The 19,279-nt window shown below is 49.2% G+C and carries 11 protein-coding genes and 4 pseudogenes; 13 read left to right on the forward strand and 2 right to left on the reverse strand.

Translation table 11 applies throughout. The features are described from left to right. Positions 1–346 precede the first annotated feature (346 nt). Positions 347–829, reverse strand: a complete 483-nt coding sequence (gene cdd / locus JCM16496_RS18670; protein ID WP_005831168.1) for a cytidine deaminase — start codon at positions 827–829, stop codon at positions 347–349. 101 nt (positions 830–930) lie between these two features. On the opposite strand from cdd, the gene JCM16496_RS18675 reads away from it, so the two are divergent. The 13 genes and pseudogenes from JCM16496_RS18675 to JCM16496_RS18735 all read left to right on the forward strand — a co-directional run bounded on the left by JCM16496_RS18675 (position 931) and on the right by JCM16496_RS18735 (position 17,805). Beyond that, positions 931–1,854, forward strand: coding sequence for a glucosaminidase domain-containing protein (locus JCM16496_RS18675; protein WP_016274394.1), 924 nt, complete (start codon positions 931–933; stop codon positions 1,852–1,854). Positions 1,855–1,997: 143 nt separating this feature from the next. Continuing rightward, on the forward strand, positions 1,998–3,245 hold the full coding sequence (locus JCM16496_RS18680; RefSeq protein ID WP_016274396.1) for an efflux RND transporter periplasmic adaptor subunit: 1,248 nt from the start codon (positions 1,998–2,000) through the stop codon (positions 3,243–3,245). Next, positions 3,242–4,561, forward strand: a complete 1,320-nt coding sequence (locus JCM16496_RS18685; protein WP_025836117.1) for an ABC transporter permease — start codon at positions 3,242–3,244, stop codon at positions 4,559–4,561. Before JCM16496_RS18680 ends, JCM16496_RS18685 begins: the two co-directional genes overlap by 4 nt. Positions 4,562–4,577: 16 nt before the next feature. Beyond that, positions 4,578–5,872: pseudogene (locus tag JCM16496_RS18690) on the forward strand (ABC transporter permease). A gap of 159 nt (positions 5,873–6,031) precedes the next feature. Continuing rightward, a complete protein-coding gene (locus tag JCM16496_RS18695) occupies positions 6,032–6,697 on the forward strand; it encodes an ABC transporter ATP-binding protein (protein WP_005831162.1) in 666 nt (221 codons plus the stop codon). Between the two features lie 54 nt (positions 6,698–6,751). Then, on the forward strand, positions 6,752–8,026 hold the full coding sequence (locus JCM16496_RS18700) for an ABC transporter permease (protein WP_025836119.1): 1,275 nt from the start codon (positions 6,752–6,754) through the stop codon (positions 8,024–8,026). Positions 8,027–8,041: 15 nt separating this feature from the next. Beyond that, positions 8,042–9,300 (forward strand): annotated as a pseudogene (locus JCM16496_RS18705) (FtsX-like permease family protein). A gap of 41 nt (positions 9,301–9,341) precedes the next feature. Further along, on the forward strand, positions 9,342–9,965 hold the full coding sequence (locus JCM16496_RS18710; protein ID WP_025836120.1) for a GIN domain-containing protein: 624 nt from the start codon (positions 9,342–9,344) through the stop codon (positions 9,963–9,965). Positions 9,966–10,017: 52 nt separating this feature from the next. Further along, positions 10,018–11,316 (forward strand): ABC transporter permease, encoded by a 1,299-nt coding sequence (locus JCM16496_RS18715; protein WP_005831154.1) that lies wholly within the window; start codon positions 10,018–10,020, stop codon positions 11,314–11,316. A gap of 31 nt (positions 11,317–11,347) precedes the next feature. Further along, the gene (locus tag JCM16496_RS18720; protein ID WP_005831152.1) at positions 11,348–12,586 is read left to right on the forward strand and encodes an ABC transporter permease; all 1,239 of its coding nucleotides are present in this window, start codon (positions 11,348–11,350) and stop codon (positions 12,584–12,586) included. A gap of 6 nt (positions 12,587–12,592) precedes the next feature. Continuing rightward, the gene (locus JCM16496_RS18725; protein ID WP_025836121.1) at positions 12,593–13,825 is read left to right on the forward strand and encodes an ABC transporter permease; all 1,233 of its coding nucleotides are present in this window, start codon (positions 12,593–12,595) and stop codon (positions 13,823–13,825) included. A gap of 38 nt (positions 13,826–13,863) precedes the next feature. Continuing rightward, positions 13,864–15,110, forward strand: a pseudogene (locus JCM16496_RS18730) (ABC transporter permease). A gap of 93 nt (positions 15,111–15,203) precedes the next feature. Next, positions 15,204–17,805 (forward strand): annotated as a pseudogene (locus JCM16496_RS18735) (sensor histidine kinase). On the opposite strand, the gene JCM16496_RS18740 reads toward JCM16496_RS18735, so the two are convergent. Continuing rightward, on the reverse strand, positions 17,806–19,041 hold the full coding sequence (locus JCM16496_RS18740) for a fucose isomerase (RefSeq protein ID WP_025836122.1): 1,236 nt from the start codon (positions 19,039–19,041) through the stop codon (positions 17,806–17,808). It lies immediately after the preceding pseudogene. Positions 19,042–19,279: the final 238 nt, after the last annotated feature.

The following is a 19,279-nucleotide window of genomic DNA, read 5'->3' on the forward strand; positions in this document are numbered from 1 at the left end:
GTTTTTAGAAGTAAGAATGATAAGGGAGATGCAAGGCATTCCCCGAATTTGAAATTCTCGAAGGGGCGGGGTACAGACAAACACAGCATTGACTAAACATCTATATAGGTGATGCTCAGCGTTCAGTCTGAAAAAGCATGTTGATAGTGATGTTTACCGAAATGTGTTGTCTTTAGTCGGATATTCTCATCGGTGGAATTAATTGGTTAGTGGGCGCAAAGGTAATGATTTCCACTAAATAACAAAGGTTTTTGGGGATATTAATATTGTGTCGGCAAGAAGTTAATATCGTGTTTGCAAGAAATTAACTTCCTGCAGACACGATGTTAGTACTTTATTGGTTCTGTTACTTCATGGCCGAAGCATCGAACGAGAGTGGCAGTAATTCTCCCACATTCTTCAGCTCGTAGATTCCCTTTTTGCCATATAGCAACACCCTCATGGGATGCTTGAAGCGCTTTTCCGTTTCGAGCATCACTTGCCGGCAGGCGCCGCAGGGAGGAATGGGAGACTCCAGGAACTCGTTGTGCTCGTTGCGTGCGGCAATGGCGAGGGTGGTCACTGCCTGGTCGGGATGTTGGGAGTTGGCATAGAATAGGGTGGTGCGTTCTGCACACAGCCCGGAAGGATAGGCGGCGTTTTCCTGGTTGGTGCCGGTCACTACAATACCGTTTGCCAGTCTGGCTGCAGCTCCTACCGAGAAGTGGGAGTAAGGGGCATAGCTGCGGTTGGTAGCCTCGCGGGCGGCATCCATCAGTTCGCGGTCGGCGGCATCCAGTTCTTCATAGTCGTATATCTTGACGGCGATTTCGATATTTAATTCTTTCATAAGGCAAAGGGTTATATTGTAATTAATGTTACAAAGATAGAAAAGAGATTGGTTATTTCAATTCTTTTACGGACTTTTGTGCAGAACTCAACATTTTAAGCATGAAACGGATTTTCAGACTGACTGCTATCATAGCATTTCTTTTTATTTCCATAACAACAGTGCAGGCACAACGCCGGAATGCCCGCTACAATGAGTATATCAAACAGTATGCTCCCCTTGCCGTGGAGCAGATGCAACGTCATAAGATACCTGCCAGCATCACGCTGGCCCAAGGGCTGTTGGAGAGCGGTGCCGGATACAGCGCGCTGGCGCGCAAGAGCAACAACCACTTCGGCATCAAGTGCGGAGGCAACTGGCGCGGACGGACAGTGAGGCATGATGACGATGCCCGCAATGAATGTTTCCGCGCTTATCGCAATCCGAAAGACTCTTATGAAGACCATTCCGATTTCTTGAAAAGGGGAGCACGTTATGCTTTTCTTTTCAAACTGAAGATTACGGACTATAAGGGTTGGGCGCGCGGCTTGAAGAAGGCTGGCTATGCTACCGACCCGTCGTATGCCAACCGACTGATAACCATTATCGAGGATTATGAACTGTATAAGTACGACAGCCGTGGCATGAGCAAGCGCGATGCCCGCAGCTGGGAGAAGGAACTGAAAAAGAAGCCTTGGCTGGCCAATCCGCATCAGGTGTACATTGCCAACGATATAGCTTATGTAGTGGCACGCGACGGAGACACCTTCCAGGTGTTGGGCAAGGAGTTTGACATCAGCTGGAAGAAGCTGGTGAAATACAATGACCTCCATAAAGAATATACACTGGAGGCGGGAGACATTATTTACTTGAAAGAAAAGCGCAAGAAGGCCGCCAAACCCCATACCGTTTACATAGTGAAGGATGGCGATTCCATGCACTCCATTTCCCAAAAGTACGGCATTCGTCTGAAGAACCTTTATAAGATGAATCGCAAGGATGCGGAATACGTGCCGGAGATTGGCGACAGATTGAGATTAAGATAAAGAAGCTATCCGAAAATGTACAGGGTGTCCGAAAACGGACACCCTTCTTTTTTGTCTTTTCGCTTACTTTCAGGGGGTTATGATTTTGGCATGGATTTAGTATATATTAAGCGTTATGTTCGCAAACAATAAAATTTAAAGATATGGATAGAGAAATTCCGAAAGAAGTGCGTAATAAAGAACGCAATAAGAAAATCATCCGCTACGGTGCTATCGGCGTGGCAGGTATCGTAGTGGTCAGTGTACTCATTTCATTGATGCGTACGGGAGTGAAGGAGAAAGACCTTGTTTTCTCCCAAGTGGGCAAAGGTACGATTGAAGTCAGCGTCAGCGCCTCCGGCAAGGTGGTCCCGGCATTCGAGGAAATCATCAACTCGCCCATCAATACCCGCATTTTGGAAGTGTACAGAAAAGGTGGCGACAGCGTGGATGTAGGTACCCCCATCCTGAAACTGGACTTGCAGAGCGCCGAAACCGACTACAAAAAGATGCTGGATGAAGAGCAGATGCGCAGCTATAAGCTGAAACAGCTGAAACTTGACAACCAGACCAAGCTGACCGACCTTCAGATGAAAATCAAAGTCTCCGCCATGAAGCTGGACCGCATGAAGGTGGAGCTGCGTAACGAGCAGTACCTTGATAGCCTCGGTTCGGGCACCACCGACAAAGTGCGCCAAGCCGAACTGAGCTACAACGTAGCACAACTGGAATACGAGCAATTACAGCAGCAGTATGCCAACGAGAAGGAAGTGCTGGCTGCAGAATACCAAGTGCAGGAACTGGATTTCAGTATGTTCCAAAAGACACTGGCCGAAACCAAACGTACGCTCGACGATGCGCAGGTGCGTTCGCCCCGGAAGGCTATCCTTACTTATATCAACAATCAGATTGGTGCCCAAGTGCCCGAAGGCTCACAGATTGCCGTCATCTCCGACTTGAGCCACTTCAAGGTGGAAGGCGAGATTGCCGATACTTACGGTGACCGTGTGGCTGCTGGCGGCAAGGCCATTGTGAAGATTGGCAGCGAAAAGCTGGAAGGTTCCGTAAGCAGTGTTACTCCGCTTTCAAAGAATGGCGTCATCTCCTTTACCGTGCAGTTGAATGAGGACAACAACCGCCGACTGCGTTCCGGTCTGAAAACCGACGTCTATGTGATGAATGCGGTGAAGGAAGACGTGATGCGCATAGCCAATGCCAGCTATTATGTGGGACGTGGGGAGTATGAACTTTTTGTACGCAATTCCGACAAGGAAATTGTAAAGCGCAAGGTGCAGCTGGGCGATTCCAACTTTGAGTTTGTAGAAGTGGTCAGTGGCTTGCAACCGGGTGATGAAGTGGTGGTGAGCGATATGAGTAACTATAAGAACAAGAATAAGTTGAAGCTAAAATGATAAAGGTTTACTTGAAACAAGCCTGGGAGCTGTTGAAGCAGAATAAACTGTTCAGCATGCTCTACATTGTGGGTACGGGGCTGGCCATTGCCATGACAATGATTATGGCGGTGGTGTATTATGTGAAGATTGCGCCCGTCTATCCGGAGGCAAACCGCATGAATACGCTTTACCTCAGCAATTCAAAATTCACGCAGGGAAGCGGCAACAATACCAGGACCATGCAATGGGCTGTTTCCTACAAGGCACTGCAAGACTGGTTCTATCCCGTAGAGAATGCCCTTGTCGTTTCAGCCGAGCTGCATAATGATTTGTCGGAAAACAGTTATATACAGCCTGCCGACCGCAGCGGTGATTTTCCGGTTATGGTAAAGTTGACAGACCCTGCTTTTTTTAAGATATATTCTTTCCAATTCCTGGAAGGCAGTCCATTCACGGCATCCGACCTGGCAAGTGGCATTTCCACTGCTGTCGTTACCGATGATTTGGCACGCCGCTTGTTCGGTACGACGGAAGAGGTGGTAGGACGCTCGTTCAGCCTGAACTATATCGACTATCGGGTTTGTGGGGTGGTGCGCAGTGCCAGTTACCTCACCTCCAAATCCTATGCACAGCTTTACGTACCTTATACGGTGTCGCCCGATTACAGCAGTCCTAAATACAACCTTCCCTATCTGGGAGCTTTCAGCGCTACCTTTCTGGTGAAGGACGGTAAGCAGGGAGATGCTCTGCGGGCTGAGATAAAGGAAATCTGCCGCAAGGAGAATCTTATGCATCCCGATGAATGGAAAGTAGATTTCTGGGAGCAGCCCACCTCCCATCTGTTGAGTGTCTTCAAGACTTATGCAAGTATGGAGTTTGACCTTTGGGCCACAGTGCGCCACTTTCTGCTTGTCCTGCTCGTATTGCTGTTGGTGCCTGCCCTGAATCTGAGCGGCATGATATCGAGCCGTATGGAGGGACGTCTGGCAGAGATGGGCGTGCGGAAATCGTTTGGAGCCGGACGTAAGATACTGCTTTCACAAGTGATGTGGGAAAACCTGCTGCTGACCGCACTGGGCGGAGCATTGGGCTTGCTGCTGGCATGGCTGGCACTTTACGTGGGACGCGAGTGGATATTTACGGTATTCGACAGCTGGCCGAATATGGTACCCGAAGGAGTGGAGGTCCGCGTATCGGGTGAAATGCTGTTTGCTCCGCTGGTTTTTCTCGCCGCATTGGCGCTGTGCGTCGTGCTGAATCTGTTGTCGGCCCTTATACCGGCGTGGTATTCCTTGCGGAAACCGATTGTGAACTCACTGAATGAAAAACGATAAGACACGGGAGGTTGGTATGTTTAAGTTAATATGGAAGAATCTTTGGGCGCGCCGCCGCAAGAACGGATGGTTGTTGGCCGAATTGATATTGGTGAGTATCATCAGTTGGGTTGTATTGGACCCGGTGATTGTGGTCACGCACGACCGTAATATCCCGTTGGGCTATGATGCGGAGCGGCTTTGCCTCATTTCATTGGGCGCATTGCAGCCCCAGGCACCGGGATACGACGCCGAAGCGCAGGACTCTGCTACGTTGGTGGACAACTATTATAATCTGGTGCGTTATGTCAAGGACTTTGACGGTGTGGAATCGGCCACTCCCGTGCTGGGATTCTGTTATCCCAATTCTTCGGGAAGTTCGAATAGTCAATTGTTTGCCGAAGGGGATACGATTCCCTTATCTATTATGATGATACAATTTCTGCCTCATACGAACTTTTTCGATACGTATGGTTTCCGTTCCGGTAAGGGGCGGACACCCGGACAGCTGTCCGACTACGCCTATGCCCCGAATGACATTGTACTGACAGAGAATGCTGCCGAACAGTTGTTCCATACCAAAGACGCGCATGGCAAACGCTGTATAAGCAGAGACCATGGAGATACCTTGTACATGCCGGTTGTCGGTACGATAGGAGCCATGAAGATGTATAGCGAGTGGCGTCCCGTCCCCGTTGCATTTATGCCGATGCTTACCATCGATACAAGTTATATCCCTGAAAGTGCCCATATCTTGGTACGTCTCAAAGAGGGTGTCAGCATGGAGCGTTTTCTGCACGATTTCCGTCCCTGGATGGTGAAGGAGATGAGGCGGGGCAATCTGTTTGCCCGCAGTGTCCGTTCCTATGAGCAGATTATAACGGAGAGCGAAGCCAGCAATTCCACACCGATTTACCGCCGTAATCTGGCGATGGCGGCTTTCTTCCTGGTGAATCTTTGCCTGGGTGTCATCGGTACCTTCTGGTTGCAGACACGTACGAGGCGCGAGGAAGTGGGAGTGATGCTGTCGTTCGGAGCTACACGCAGCGACATTGTCCGCCTGCTGATGGGCGAAGGCACGGTATTGACCGTGGTCGCTTCACTGACTGGTTTTCTGCTCTATTTGCAATATGCACTGAAAGAAGGGCTGGCCAAAGGGCAGAATTGGTGGAGAGCACAGAGAGCTATTGGGTGTCGGATTTCACCTCGCATTATCTGCTCGTGTCGCTCGTCATCTTTCTGATACTGCTGGTGGTAGTGTTGGTGGGAATCTATATCCCGGCGCGCAACATCAGCCGCATTCCACCTACGGAAGCCCTGCGTGACGAATAGATGAAAACGGACAAGGTGTTCATTTTCGGACACCTTACTGCATGTATAAATAGCAGATAATCAATAATAAACGATTTTGGCACAACTTTTGACCTCTTGAAACAGAAATTGTGCGGAATAGAAACAGAACAGAATAATAACAATTAAATACTTACCATTATGATTAAGTTAACTGGCATCAACAAGATTTATCGTACAAACGAGATTGAAACCGTGGCATTGGAAAATGTAAACCTCGAAGTGAACAAGGGAGAATTTCTCAGTATCATGGGACCCTCCGGTTGTGGAAAATCTACGTTGCTGAACATTATGGGTTTACTGGATGCACCTACCAGCGGCACCATCGAAATAGCCGGTACGAAAGTGGACGGCATGAAGGACAAGGAGCTGGCTGCTTTCCGTAACCAGAAGCTGGGTTTTGTGTTCCAGTCTTTCCATCTGATTAATTCGCTGAATGTGCTGGATAATGTGGAGCTGCCTTTGCTGTATAGAAAGGTGTCTGCCAAGGAACGCCGTCATCTGGCGGAAGAGGTATTGAAGAAGGTCGGTTTGAGCCACCGCATGCGTCACATGCCTACACAGCTTTCCGGCGGTCAGTGCCAGCGTGTAGCCATTGCCCGTGCCATTATCGGCAACCCGGAGATAATCCTCGCCGATGAGCCCACCGGTAACCTGGACTCCAAGATGGGTGCCGAAGTCATGGAACTGTTGCATCAACTGAACAAGGAAGACGGACGTACCATCGTGATGGTGACCCACAATGAAGAGCAGGCCAAACAGACCTCACGTACCGTCCGCTTCTTCGACGGACGTCAGGTGGAATAATTACTGCTTAACAGCCAACTGTCAACTATTAATTATCAACTATCAATAAATGAAATGCAAACCGTAAGACAAGCTTTTACAATCTTGAAGCAGAATCCGCTGCTAAGTACGATTTCCATATTGGGTACGGCCTTTGCTATCACCATGATTATGGCTATTGTGATTACTTGGCAGACGAAATATGCTGACTTGGAACCGGAAGTGAACCGCAGTCGGTGTCTTTACTTTTCCGCTATGCACGTATACGACAAGGAAAAGGACGGCAATAATAATTGGAGTAATCCTTCGGCGGCATTTATGAAAGAATGCGTGCAGCCGGTGCCCGAAGTGGAATACTGTACGGCATTTTCCCCAGCCGGTTTGTCGTTGGCTTCGTTGACTGACGGTAACAATCGGGTGAAAGTGGATGCTATGCGGACAGATCCCGACTTCTGGAAAGTGTTCAGCATGCAGTTTCTTGCCGGACGCGGCTTCAGCGAAGCCGACCGTGCTGGAGAAAGCAAGGCTGTAGTAGTCTGTGCGTCTGTAGCGCGGAAACTGTATGGAAGTACAGATGTAGTGGGACAGGAATTCCTGCTGAACCGGGAACTTGTACGTATCGTGGGAGTGGTGAAAGATGTTTCCGTCACTGCTAAGGATGCATACGCACAAGTGTGGGGTATGTACAGTGCCGACGAACTGAAAATTACCGGAGTCCACAGTTATTTGGGAGGCATGCAGATTGCTGTATTGGCACGTACATCTGATGACTTTCCTGCCATCCGAGAGGGCATTGCCAAGCAGGTGGAACGTGTTAATGCCGGATTGGGCAACAAACAGATAGACATCATGGAACAGCCGGACAATATCGTGGCGCACGTCAACCACGTATGGGCTAATGTAGGGCCAGACTTGACAATGCTTTATCTTCAATATGCCGTAGCTTTATTTATCATTTTGTTGGTACCGTCACTCAATCTGTGTGGCTTGAGTAACAGCCGCATGCAGCAACGTATTACCGAATTAGGTGTACGTAAGGCTTTTGGAGGAACGAAAAGTGTGCTTGTGCGGCAGATACTGAACGAAAATCTGATGTTGACATTACTGGGTGGAGTAGTGGGACTGCTTTTCAGTTATTTGGCAGTATATGCCATGCGTATGTGGCTGTTCACCAATAATCAGAATGTGGGTACGTCGGGCGAGTTCAGCTTGAACATGGAGGCGCTGTTTAGTCCGTGGGTATTCCTGCTGGCATTTGTTTTCTGTGTGGTCATCAATCTGTTGAGTGCGGCACTGCCTGCATGGATAGCGGCACGGCGCACTATTGTAGATTCTTTGAATGATAAATAGAAGGAGGTACTTGATATGAAATTTACGATACATAACTTACGTATGATAAAGGCACGCTTCAGCAGTAACGGCTGGGTATTGGCTGAATTGTTCTTGGTATTCATCGTGATGTGGTTCCTCTGTGACTCACTGGGATGCATGAAATATACTTTCTACCGTCCGCTGGGTTATAATATTGAACATGTCTATAAATTATCCACCGTTGTAGGTGGAGAAAGTCGGGATACGAGTCTGACTGATGCCGATAAATATCTGGGTATATTGGCAAAATTGGAACAAGAGCTTCCGTAGAGGCAGCTGCCCTTTGTTATTGGAGCCTTCCGATGAGTGGCAGTAATAGTTACAATGCGTTGGTTGTGCAAGATACTTCCTGGGTGCAAGGACGCTGTATTTATACGACTGGAGGATATATGGATGTTTTCCGGATAAGTGAGGACCCGCGTCACCCGTTCCGGGACACTCCCGCAGGATGGAACAATGTGACACTGAGTAATGCCGCTTTTGAACGTTTTCGTAAGAAAATGCCGGAGTTTTCGCAGACTACGCCGTTAGGTAATGGTGATTCTGTTACAATCATCAAGCAGATGGGGAAGACCGGTGCTTTCCGTTCCTATCGTTATGGAGTTGAGGAACCTTGGTTCTTTTATCATTTGGGAGAGAATATGATTAAGGCAGAGTTTGCCGACAATTGGTCGCAGATTGTTTTCCGCGTGAAGCCTGCTGCCGACGGACCGGATTATCGGGAGAAGTTCCTGCGCGAAATAGCGCCTAAACTGGACACGGACAATGCCTTTGTGGCAGATGCCGCTCCCTATACCGAACAACAGTTGCAGTTCGAGGTGATGAACGGCGATACGGATAAGGTGAACAGTCAGTCTGTGGTGGTGCTCTTCTTGCTGGTGAATGTGTTTTTGGGATTAATAGGCACCTTCTGGTTCCGTACACGCCGCCGCCGTTCGGAGATAGCTTTACGGATGGCGATGGGCAGTACGCGCAGTGGAGTGTTCCGTCTGCTGACGGGCGAGGGACTGCTGCTGTTGGCGTTAGTGACGTTGCCTGCCATGATTGTATGCTACAATGTAGGGGTGGCGGAATTTACCATCGGACGTACCTCTCTCATATCTACCTGGCCGGTGGAGTGGAGTATGACACGCTTTCTGATAGGTTCTTTGGGGGCTTGGCTGCTGATAGCTCTGATGGTAGTGATTGGAATATGGTTTCCGGCACGGCAGGCTATGAAGATTGAGCCGGCAGAGGCGTTGCATGAAGAGTAGTATGAAAAACAATAGAGGATTAACAATAAAAAAGAAGAAAAATGAAAACTAATATAGTAGGTATTATCATTGCATTGATATTGACATTTGTAGGTATGCTGAGTGTTTATGCACAAGATACCAAAGTGAGTGAAGTGCGCAAAGTGGATGCCTTTTCGTCCATTGAGATAACGTCTGTGGGAACAATTTATTTTACACAGAGTGACACTTATTCTTTCAAGATTGAAGGTAAGGAGAAGCACGTGAAGAATACAGAAACCACAGTGAAGGACGGCTGTCTGCTGATAGGCTTCAAGGATAGGAAAAACAAGAGCATGAGAAATCAGAAAGATGGCGTGACCATTTGGATTTCGGCTCCTGATTTGAAGGAGGTGGAGTTTACCGGCGTAGGGCAGTTCAATTGTGAGAAGCCCTTGAAACTGGATGAAGTATCGTTTGAAGTAAAGGGAGTGGGTGAAGTGAATGTATCCGATTTGACGTGTGACGAGCTGAAAGTTGCTTTGCGCGGAGTAGGTAGCGCCGATATTCATGTAGTCTGCGATTATTTGACTGCCAGAATGAGTGGTGTGGGTGACGTCACTTTGAGCGGAACTGCCGGGCATGCTGACATTTCTAAAGGAGGCATAGGCGGAGTGAATACATGTAACCTGAAGGTGGGCCGTTGAGTAGCGGTAACACCAATCGTAAATAGTAAATCGTCTAATCGTAAATATCAATATGATAAAGCAATACTTCACACAAGCCTGGGCACAGTTGCGGCAGCAACCGATGATTAGTGCCGTCAGCATAGCCGGTACGGCACTTGCCATCTTCCTCATCATGCTGGTGGTGATGATGCAGCAGGTGAAGGTAGCTCCGTTTGCTCCGGAGAGCAACCGCGACCGCTTTCTACATGTGCATTATATGAGCATCACCAACAAAAGCTGGGGAGAGGGAAACAGTTCCAACGGACCGATGGGGATAAAGACTGCGCTTGAGTGCTTCAAATCGCTGAAGACCCCCGAAGCAGTAACGATTTATACCTGTATGGTCATTTCTACCCCCGTGAATCTGCCGGGACAACCTGCAACGGGTATCGACCTGTTGCAGACAGATGATACTTTCTGGCGTGTGTTTGATTTCTCTTTTGTTGCCGGGAAACCTTATGACCAGGCTACATTCGATGCCGGACTACCCGTAGCGGTAATTACGGAAAGTGTAGCGCGCAGGTTATTCCAGACAACGGAGGCTGTTGGTCGCGAATTCCTTTTGAACCATGCTCCTTATACAGTGTCCGGTGTAGTGAAGGATGTTTCTACTTTGGCCAACACTGCCTATGCGCAGGTATGGGTGCCCTATACTTCTACTGAGATAACGAAAAGCACATGGAGTGATGAGCATATGGGGATGATGAGCGTTACCATTCTGGCGAAAAGCCGTGATGATTTTCCCGCTATTCGTGAGGAGACGGAACGCCGCCGTCAGGAGTACGACACTGTAATTGGCGAGAATGGTTATTCGTTGATTTACCGTAACCGTCCTTATGACCAGGAGAAAAATGCCGCAGGAATGGCTGCCAACATCGAACCGGACGTGGACCAGGCACGCAGGCAGCGTCTCATTATCTTCATCATTCTACTGATTGTTCCTGCCATCAACCTCAGCTCGATGACGCAGAGCCGTCTGCGCCAGCGTGTGGCAGAGATTGGTGTGCGCCGGGCATTCGGTTCAACGAGACTGGAACTGATGGGGCAAATCATTGCAGAAAATCTGGTGGTGACATTGCTGGCAGGGGTGATGGGATTGTTGCTGAGTGTAGCATTCGCTTATTTGGGAAATACACTGCTGTTTGCGCAGGAATTCAGCCAGACGCTGAGTCCTCCGGCAGTGGATGCAAGCATATTGCTGCATGGCTCCACCTTTGGCTGGGCGTTGTTGTTCTGCTTTGTGCTGAACTTACTAAGTTCCGGTATTCCCGCATGGCGTGCATCAAGAATAGGGATTGTAAATGCATTGGGCGGACGTTTGCATAAATAACTCCATCACAAAACATTAATCATTGAAGAAAATGACTAAGAAACTTCTTACACAGATAAAGAATGAATGGCTCTCAAACCTATGGTTGGTGTTGGAGTTATTGGTAGTGAGTGTAGTGATGTGGTACGTGGTAGACTATCTCTACACGCGCGCCGCCACCTATCTGGAGCCGAGAGGCTTTAATATAGAGCACTGCTACCTTATAGAGTTGGGGGAACTGACACCCAAAAGTCCCGACTACATAGCCGGGCATACCTCTCAGCAGACCCACGATGACATAGCCGAGTTGTTGGAGCGTCTGCGTCGTCGGCCGGAGATAGAAGCGGTCAGCCTTTCGCAGAATTCATATCCTTACAACGGAAGCAATTCAGGCGCTGAAGTAAGCTATGACACTTTGCGTTCTCCCGGTTGGACCATCCGCAGGTTAGTGACACCGGACTTTCCCCGTGTATTCCGCTATCGGGGCACGCGTGGCGAGACACCCGAACAATTGGCTGAAATGTTGGAGCGCGGGGAGTTTATGGCTTCGGATAACCTCTACCGGAAATACGACCGCCGGATGACAGATCTCGTAGGCCAGCGGTTCTATCTTTTTGGTGATACTACGAAGACCTACCGGCTGGGTGCTGCACTGCAAAATGTACGCTATCACGATTACGACCAGGCGCGAAGCTCATATTCCATGATGGTGAAGCAGAGTTTCTACTATATCGGTCTCGAACTTTGTGTCCGCGTCCGTGAAGGGCAGGACAATGACTTCATTGAGAGGCTGAAGGCAGACAGTGAGAGCCAGTTCCGCATAGGCAATATCTTCATTTCGGAGATACGTTCTTTCAAGGATATTCGTCGCAACTACCAGCAGGCATGGACCAATGACATCCGTAACTATGTGATGGGTATGGGATTCCTGCTGCTGAACATTTTCCTCGGCTTGCTCGGAACATTCTGGTTCCGTACGCAGCAACGCCGTTCGGAGATAGCACTGCACAAAGCGCATGGAGCGACAGACCGTGCCATCTTCAGCCGGCTGCTTAGTGAAGGGATATTGTTGTTGGCAATTGTCACCCCCGTTGCATTGCTCATCGATTATAATCTTGCACACCTGGAGTTGAATTCCTGGAGGAACGGTACGACGTTGGAGTGGGACCGCCTGCTGCTCTGTGCTGCCATCAGCTTTGTGCTGATTACCCTAATGATTGTCATCGGTATAGGTATTCCCGCCCGCAAGGCGATGAAGGTGCAGCCTGCCGAAGCATTGCACGATGAATAGAAAGCTATGGAACAAATTTTAGCTCTTATCCGCCAGAATCCCTTTTTCAGTGCTGTTTCCGTCATCGGTACGGCAGTGAGTATAACCTTTGTCATGGTCATTTACATGGTGTATGACATCCAGACGGCTGACTTGGCTCCCGAGTCGCACCGCAGTAGCATGGTATATTCTTCTTATGGATACTCTTACCGCAAGTCCGACCACAGCAATTCCAATGCGGGCATGTCTTATCGGGCTGTCAACGCTATTTTTGCAGAACTTCCGGGTGCGGAACTTGTCACCTATCTGGGACCTACCTATCTTAGATACTGTGGGGATTCGCCCGTGCGGGGAATGCGCCGTACGGTTCGTCAGGTGGATTTGAACTATTGGCGTGTCTACGACATCCCTCTTGTGGCAGGCCGTTTTTTCAGTACCGAAGAGTTCGATGCTTGCCGGGATGTCGTGGTTATAGGTGAACAGCTTGCCCGCGAAGCTTTCGGGTCTGCCGAAGCAGCCATTGGCAAAAATTATTTTGTAAACTTTCGCCCTAAGCGCATTGTCGGGGTCACTAAGGACGTGAGCTCCCTGTTCACATTTGCCTATGGAGAGTTGTGGATGCCTTATTCCACCCGGGATTCCGGTCTGGGCAGTGAAGGACTACGGGGAGATTTCGAGGCTGTGGCCCTTGTCAAGCCCGGTGTCGGCAGAGAGGAACTCAAGCGGCAGATAGAGCAGTCGCTTGCCCGCTTCAACGAGACACTGACCGAATATAAACTGGAACTTCCCGATTTCAGCACTTATACGGAACGGCAGTTCTTCCGTAATGACACGATGAGTCCTGCCGTAACTTGCATAATCCTGGGTCTGATATTGCTGATTGTACCCGCCATCAATGTCAGTGGACTTATATCTTCGCAAATGTCCCGTCGCATGGCTGAGCTTGCGGTAAGGAAAGCATACGGTGCCAGCCGTTCTACCTTGATGGTGCAGTTGCTCCGCGAGAACCTGGCCTTGGCATTTGCCGGCGCATTGCTCGGTTTTCTCTTTTCGTGCATATTCCTATGGCTGGGCAAGGACTGGATGCTTGGCGATGGTGCTCCCGGAACGAATTTTGATGTAAGCGTCTGGCTCTTTCTCCGTCCCGCGGTTTTCGTGGCTGTATTGGTGGTGTGTCTGTTGTTCAACCTGCTTTCTGTGTTTATTCCTGCCTGGCATGCCACCCGCCGCCCCATAGCCGAGGTTCTTGGCGGAGAATGAGCGGATAAACGAATCCTAATTAAAAAACAGTAACGAGTATGATACATTCTATTTTACACCAGATATGGAACCAGCGCCGCAGTAATGGCTGGCTGTTTGCCGAGCTGTTGATTGTATTTACATTGATGTGGTATTGTGTGGATGTACTCTATGGCTTTGCCCATGCAGAACGGCAACCTAAGGGGTATGATTTGGAGCATGTCTATAAGATAAGGATTTCCTGTAATCCCACACAGATAGTGCCGTGCACGTCGGAAGACAGCCTGCAGACCTTCTGGTTCAAACCAATGGAAGAGGTGCTCCGGCGTATCAGGCAATATCCTGCTGTGGAAAGTGCTGCCATGTGGTTGGGTACCGATACTTATACCCGAGGGCGTGTTTATCAGGGTTATACAACGGACAGTGTGCATGTTGTCGAGACTACTGTACGCTATGTGTCTCCCGAATATTTCGATGTCATGCGCATTCCACTGTTGCAGGGGAATATCATGGATTGGAACCCCACTGCCAGCCCTCTGCCTGCCGTGGTGACCCGTGATTTGGCAGACAGCCTTTTCCTGACAAGTGCCGAGGCGGTGGGTCGCGAGTTCCTGGATTATTACAATGGAGGTCTTCGTTACCGTGTTTCCGCAGTCTGTGCTTTGCAGAAGACGGATGATTATGCCCGTTACGGGCCTTTTGTACTGACTCCTTTCCCCGGTTGGTTTTATAAGGACCAGTACCTTCCGTTCATTTCCCTACGGATACGCCCGGAGGCGGATACGGATAATTTTGCAGCCTGTTTTTATCAGGATATGACATCGCAGTTGCAGGTCACTCCATTCTATCTTTTCGATATACAGAGCTACAAAGAACAGAAAATAGAACGGGATGCTGCTGAAGGAATAACTCCATACATTCGCAGTGCAAGGCTCATTGTAGTATTCTTCGTTTTCAATGTATTCATCGGGCTGATGGGAACTTTCTGGTTCCGTACCCGCCACCGTCGCAGCGAGATTGCTTTGCGCATGGCCATGGGCAGCAGCGCGGAAGAATACGCTGGCAATTGCTGGGTGAAGGGTTGCTGCTGTTGGCACTTGCTTCCATCCCCGCTTTGATGATATGTAGCAATATGGTTATGGCGGATGTCACTTTTACGGAAGCCACGGATGCCACTTGGGGGAGATTTGTCATATGTGTTTTTATTGTCTGGATATTGATGGCATTGATGGTGATTGCAGGAATCTGGTATCCGGCTTCACGGGCCATGAAGGTGCAGCCTGCCGAAGCATTGCACGATGAGTGAGTTTTTTTTGAGTAATCTGTGCTCATTCTCAATATAACTTGTATATTTGCGTGACGAATAAGAGTTTTGCGTTGAGTATACAAAATCTATATTATGATGAAACGCCTTTTCTTTCCATTGCTTGCAGGCTTGTTGTGGTTGATGTCGGGAACACTTTCGGCTACGGAACGTACGTACAATGTACTTTTCATACAGTCCTATACAAAAAATACTCCTTGGCACAGCCTTCTGACAGAAAATTTGGAGAACGGACTGGACAAGGGAGGAGTTAAAGCCAATATCACTACTGAATATCTGAATGCCGATTACTGGTCTTTCGCTTCCGAGTGCTTCATCATGCGCCGCATCTGCGAGCGTGCCAGGCAACGGAAAACGGACTTGATTGTGACCTCCAGCGATGAGGCTTTCTTCACATTGACCCATTGCGGTGATTCCCTGCCTTATCAGATACCGGTAGTGGTTTCGGGTATCAAATACCCGGATGAGAGGGTCTTTGAAAGAATGCCCAACGTCTCCGGCTATGTTTCGAAAACGGATTTCGATGTCTTGCTGGATGCGGCTGTCCGCATGTTTCCTTCCCGCAGGGAGTTGGTCTGTCTGTCCGACAGCAGTTTCCTGAGCCTTAAAGGGGTTAAGGCTGTGGAGGAATCCTGGGAACGCATAAAGAGCAACTATCCGGAGCATGAGTTGAAAGTGCTGAATGTGCAGGCCAAGTCCTTGAACTCTATCATCACTTCCATTTGCTATGACTACAATGCCTACAAGCATATTGTCATTGCTCCCAAATGGATTCCCTTTCTTTCCTTGAAGTTGAAGGCCCCCGTGTTTACCAGCCAGAACCTGGCTATGACGAACGGTGTTCTGTGTGTGTATGATGCCGTTCCCGGAGAGGATGCTTTTGCTGCCGGCCGGCAGGCTGCAAGTATTTTGAAGGGCAAGTCACCCGCCTCATTGGAAGTAAAGGACTTTGGGGGCAAGTTGCTGTTCGATTACAAACAGTTGCAGTTTTTCCGTGTGGACACGAACCGTGCGGAGAGCAAGGGCATCATTTTGAATATACCGTTGATGGAGCGTTACCGTGTCTGGTTCATTCTGTTCTATTCGCTGATTGTCGGGGCATTGGTGCTGCTGGTTGCCTGGCTTTTCCGTGCCAACCGCAGGGAGTCGCGTAAGCGCATACATGCCCAGACCCGCTTGTTGATACAGCACCGCCTGGTGGAGCAGCGCGACGAGTTCGACAATATCTTCTGTTCCATTCGCGACGGCTTGATTACGTATGATACCGACCTGCGCATCCATTTTGTCAACCGTCCGTTGTTACAGATGTTGGGACTTTCTTCCGAAACCTATACGTCCCGTTTCTATGAAGCAGATGGCCGGCTCCATTTTCAGGATTTACATGAATGGAGAAAACATCCTGCAGGACTTGTTGAAGAAAGTACGTACCGGAAAGAGACCTATTTCTATTCCGGAGAAAGCCTTCATGCAGGAAAACCATCAGGGAACGTATTTCCCCGTTTCCGGCGAGGTAGTACCTATCTTTGCCAATGAAAAGATGAAGGGAATGGCGATTGTATGCCGCAATATCTCCGAAGAAGAGATGCAGAGACGCTTCTTCAATATGGCGGTGGAGGAAAGCTCCATTTATCCGTGGCAGTACAACATGCATATGAACCGTTTCCATTTCCCGGGTGGATTGCTGCGCCGTTTCGGGTATACCGATGATACGGACTTGCTGGCACGTGATGAGATGGACACCCTTATACATCCGGAAGACTTGCTGCATACGCGCAGGAATTTTGATGCCATTCTGTTGGGCAATGAAATCAATTCACGGATGAGTTTCCGGTTGAAGAGTGCGGATGGGAGCTATGAATGGTGGGAGTTCCGCAGTACCGCTTATGACGGACTGACGGTTGATACCCCATACATGGTATTGGGAGTATGCCAGAGCATCCAGCGTTACAAGGATACGGAAGAGGCCTTGATTGCCGCACGTGACCGTGCCTTGCAGGCCGACAAGCTCAAATCTGCGTTCCTTGCCAATATGAGCCATGAGATACGTACCCCTCTGAATGCCATTGTCGGTTTCTCGGATTTATTGAAGGACTTGGACGCTTTCTCTCCGGAAGAGGTAAAGCAGTTCGTCGAAACAATCAACATCAACTGTACGTTGCTGCTGGCGTTGATAAACGATATTCTGGACCTCTCGCGCATAGAATCGGGCACGATGGACTTTAAGTTCGGAGCATTCAACCTGGCGTTCATCATGCAGGAGGTCCATGAATCCCAGCGTCTGAGTATGCCTCGGGATGTAGAGCTGCGTATAGAGATTCCGGAAGGGGAAGACAAATTGGTCATCACCGATTCCGTCCGCTTGAAGCAGGTCGTGAACAACTTGATAAACAATGCCAAGAAATTCACGGTAACGGGCAGCATCACCTTCGGCTATGTCACGAACCGGGAAGGATATACCACCATCTTTGTCGAAGACACGGGAAGCGGTATCTCCGAAGACGCCCAGAAACATATCTTCGAACGCTTCTACAAAGAAGACAGCTTTACGCAGGGCGCCGGTTTGGGGCTGAGCATTTGCCAGACCATCGTAGACCGCCTGCATGGTTCTATCTCGGTCTCCTCAGAGTTGGGAAAAGGAACGCGTTTCGAGGTGGTGATACCGGATGCGAACGAGTAATCATTCAATCCGTTTGCAGGCATTGGCTTGCAGGAACTCTTCCAATATATCCTCGTAATTGCCATACAGCATGATGTGGTGGTTGCCCAGCGGTGTCTTGAGGAAATAGTCGGCAGGGGAGTTCATTTTTATCCGCACTTGGGTGCGGCACATATTGATGTAGTTTGTATTCTCAACAAGCGTGCCGGTGCTCAGGTAATATTCGTCCAGGCTTTCGCTTCCGCATTTTACGATGGTTACATCTCCCGTCGGCAGGATTCCCTGAATACCGATGCCGCTTTCCGTCTCAAAATGGTTGCGTATGATGAACTGCTCCGTTTGTGCGATGCCGATGGTGCAGTGTGCCAATATGATTTCATTGGTACGGGCATTTATCATGGAAGGATTGGCCATGAAGGAGTTTTTCCCCGTCAGCACTTTTACGGCCAGCATGGTGAAGACGGATTGCAAATCGCCTTCACATCCGGCAATGATTCCTTCGTCGTTCAGCAAGGCAAGGGCAAGGCAGCCGGTGGTTCCCGTTTGGTCTATCAGGCGGAAGCAGCTGAGGGTAATGGCGCTCAGTCGCTCTTCCTCTACAATCCTCTTGATGGCTCGATACAGCCGCATGGCTTTTATCATGTCTTCGGGGCTTGCCTCTCGGCAGGCAAGCGCTTTTCCTGCCAGTCCGGCGCATGCTTCGCCCACCTCGTCGTCCGTTATCTGTCCGTAGTATTCATAAATGCGGTCCAATGAGACGTCTGTGTACTCGATACCCCAGCGGCGTTTGGCAAGCAGATAATCCACATTGCTGGCAACGAGCCAGCTGGACGGAGTGCCCATTACGCCGATGCGCATGCCGAAAAGGCTGCGTTGTGCCACGAAATTGCTGTGCAGGACAAAAATACGCTTGATGGTCTCGGGGAGCTCTCCGTGAAGAATCTCGCTTTTCATTCCCCGGCCGCGCAGCCAGGAAGATATTTCAAGAGCGGCGGCCAGTGAGTTCTGCATGCCGTCTGCCAAGAGGATGGCGGGGCGGGGAAGGGATTCGAAATGCTGGATTACCAGCCGTTCCACACCTCCGGTGGCAATGAATATAATACTGAAGTCATCGGGTGATAACTTGTCTATGTCTTTGTAATCAATGAAGTTGACGGTAAAGTATTTTTCCAATTCAGTCAATATCACTTCGTGGGAGCTACGGACTGATGCTTGTTTATGCAGTATGGAAGAAAAAGTTATAAGGTTGATGACCATGGTGTTATTTACTATTTGACTATTTACTATTTACAATTGATTCTACTTGGCTCGTTTGCTTTTTCAAAGATACAAGTTTCTGTTTACATATCATAGAGTTTTTACGATAGACCTAAAGTCAAAGTCGAAACGCAATTTTCTCCATGCGTAAGCCCACATATTTTTGAGGCCGCAGGTTGAAACGGCTATCGGTGGGGATGGGGCTTCACAAGCCCACAGCCCCTCCCCACCGATAGAT

This window comes from Bacteroides rodentium JCM 16496 (genome assembly GCF_000614125.1).
Classification (GTDB): Bacteria; Bacteroidota; Bacteroidia; order Bacteroidales; family Bacteroidaceae; genus Bacteroides; species Bacteroides rodentium.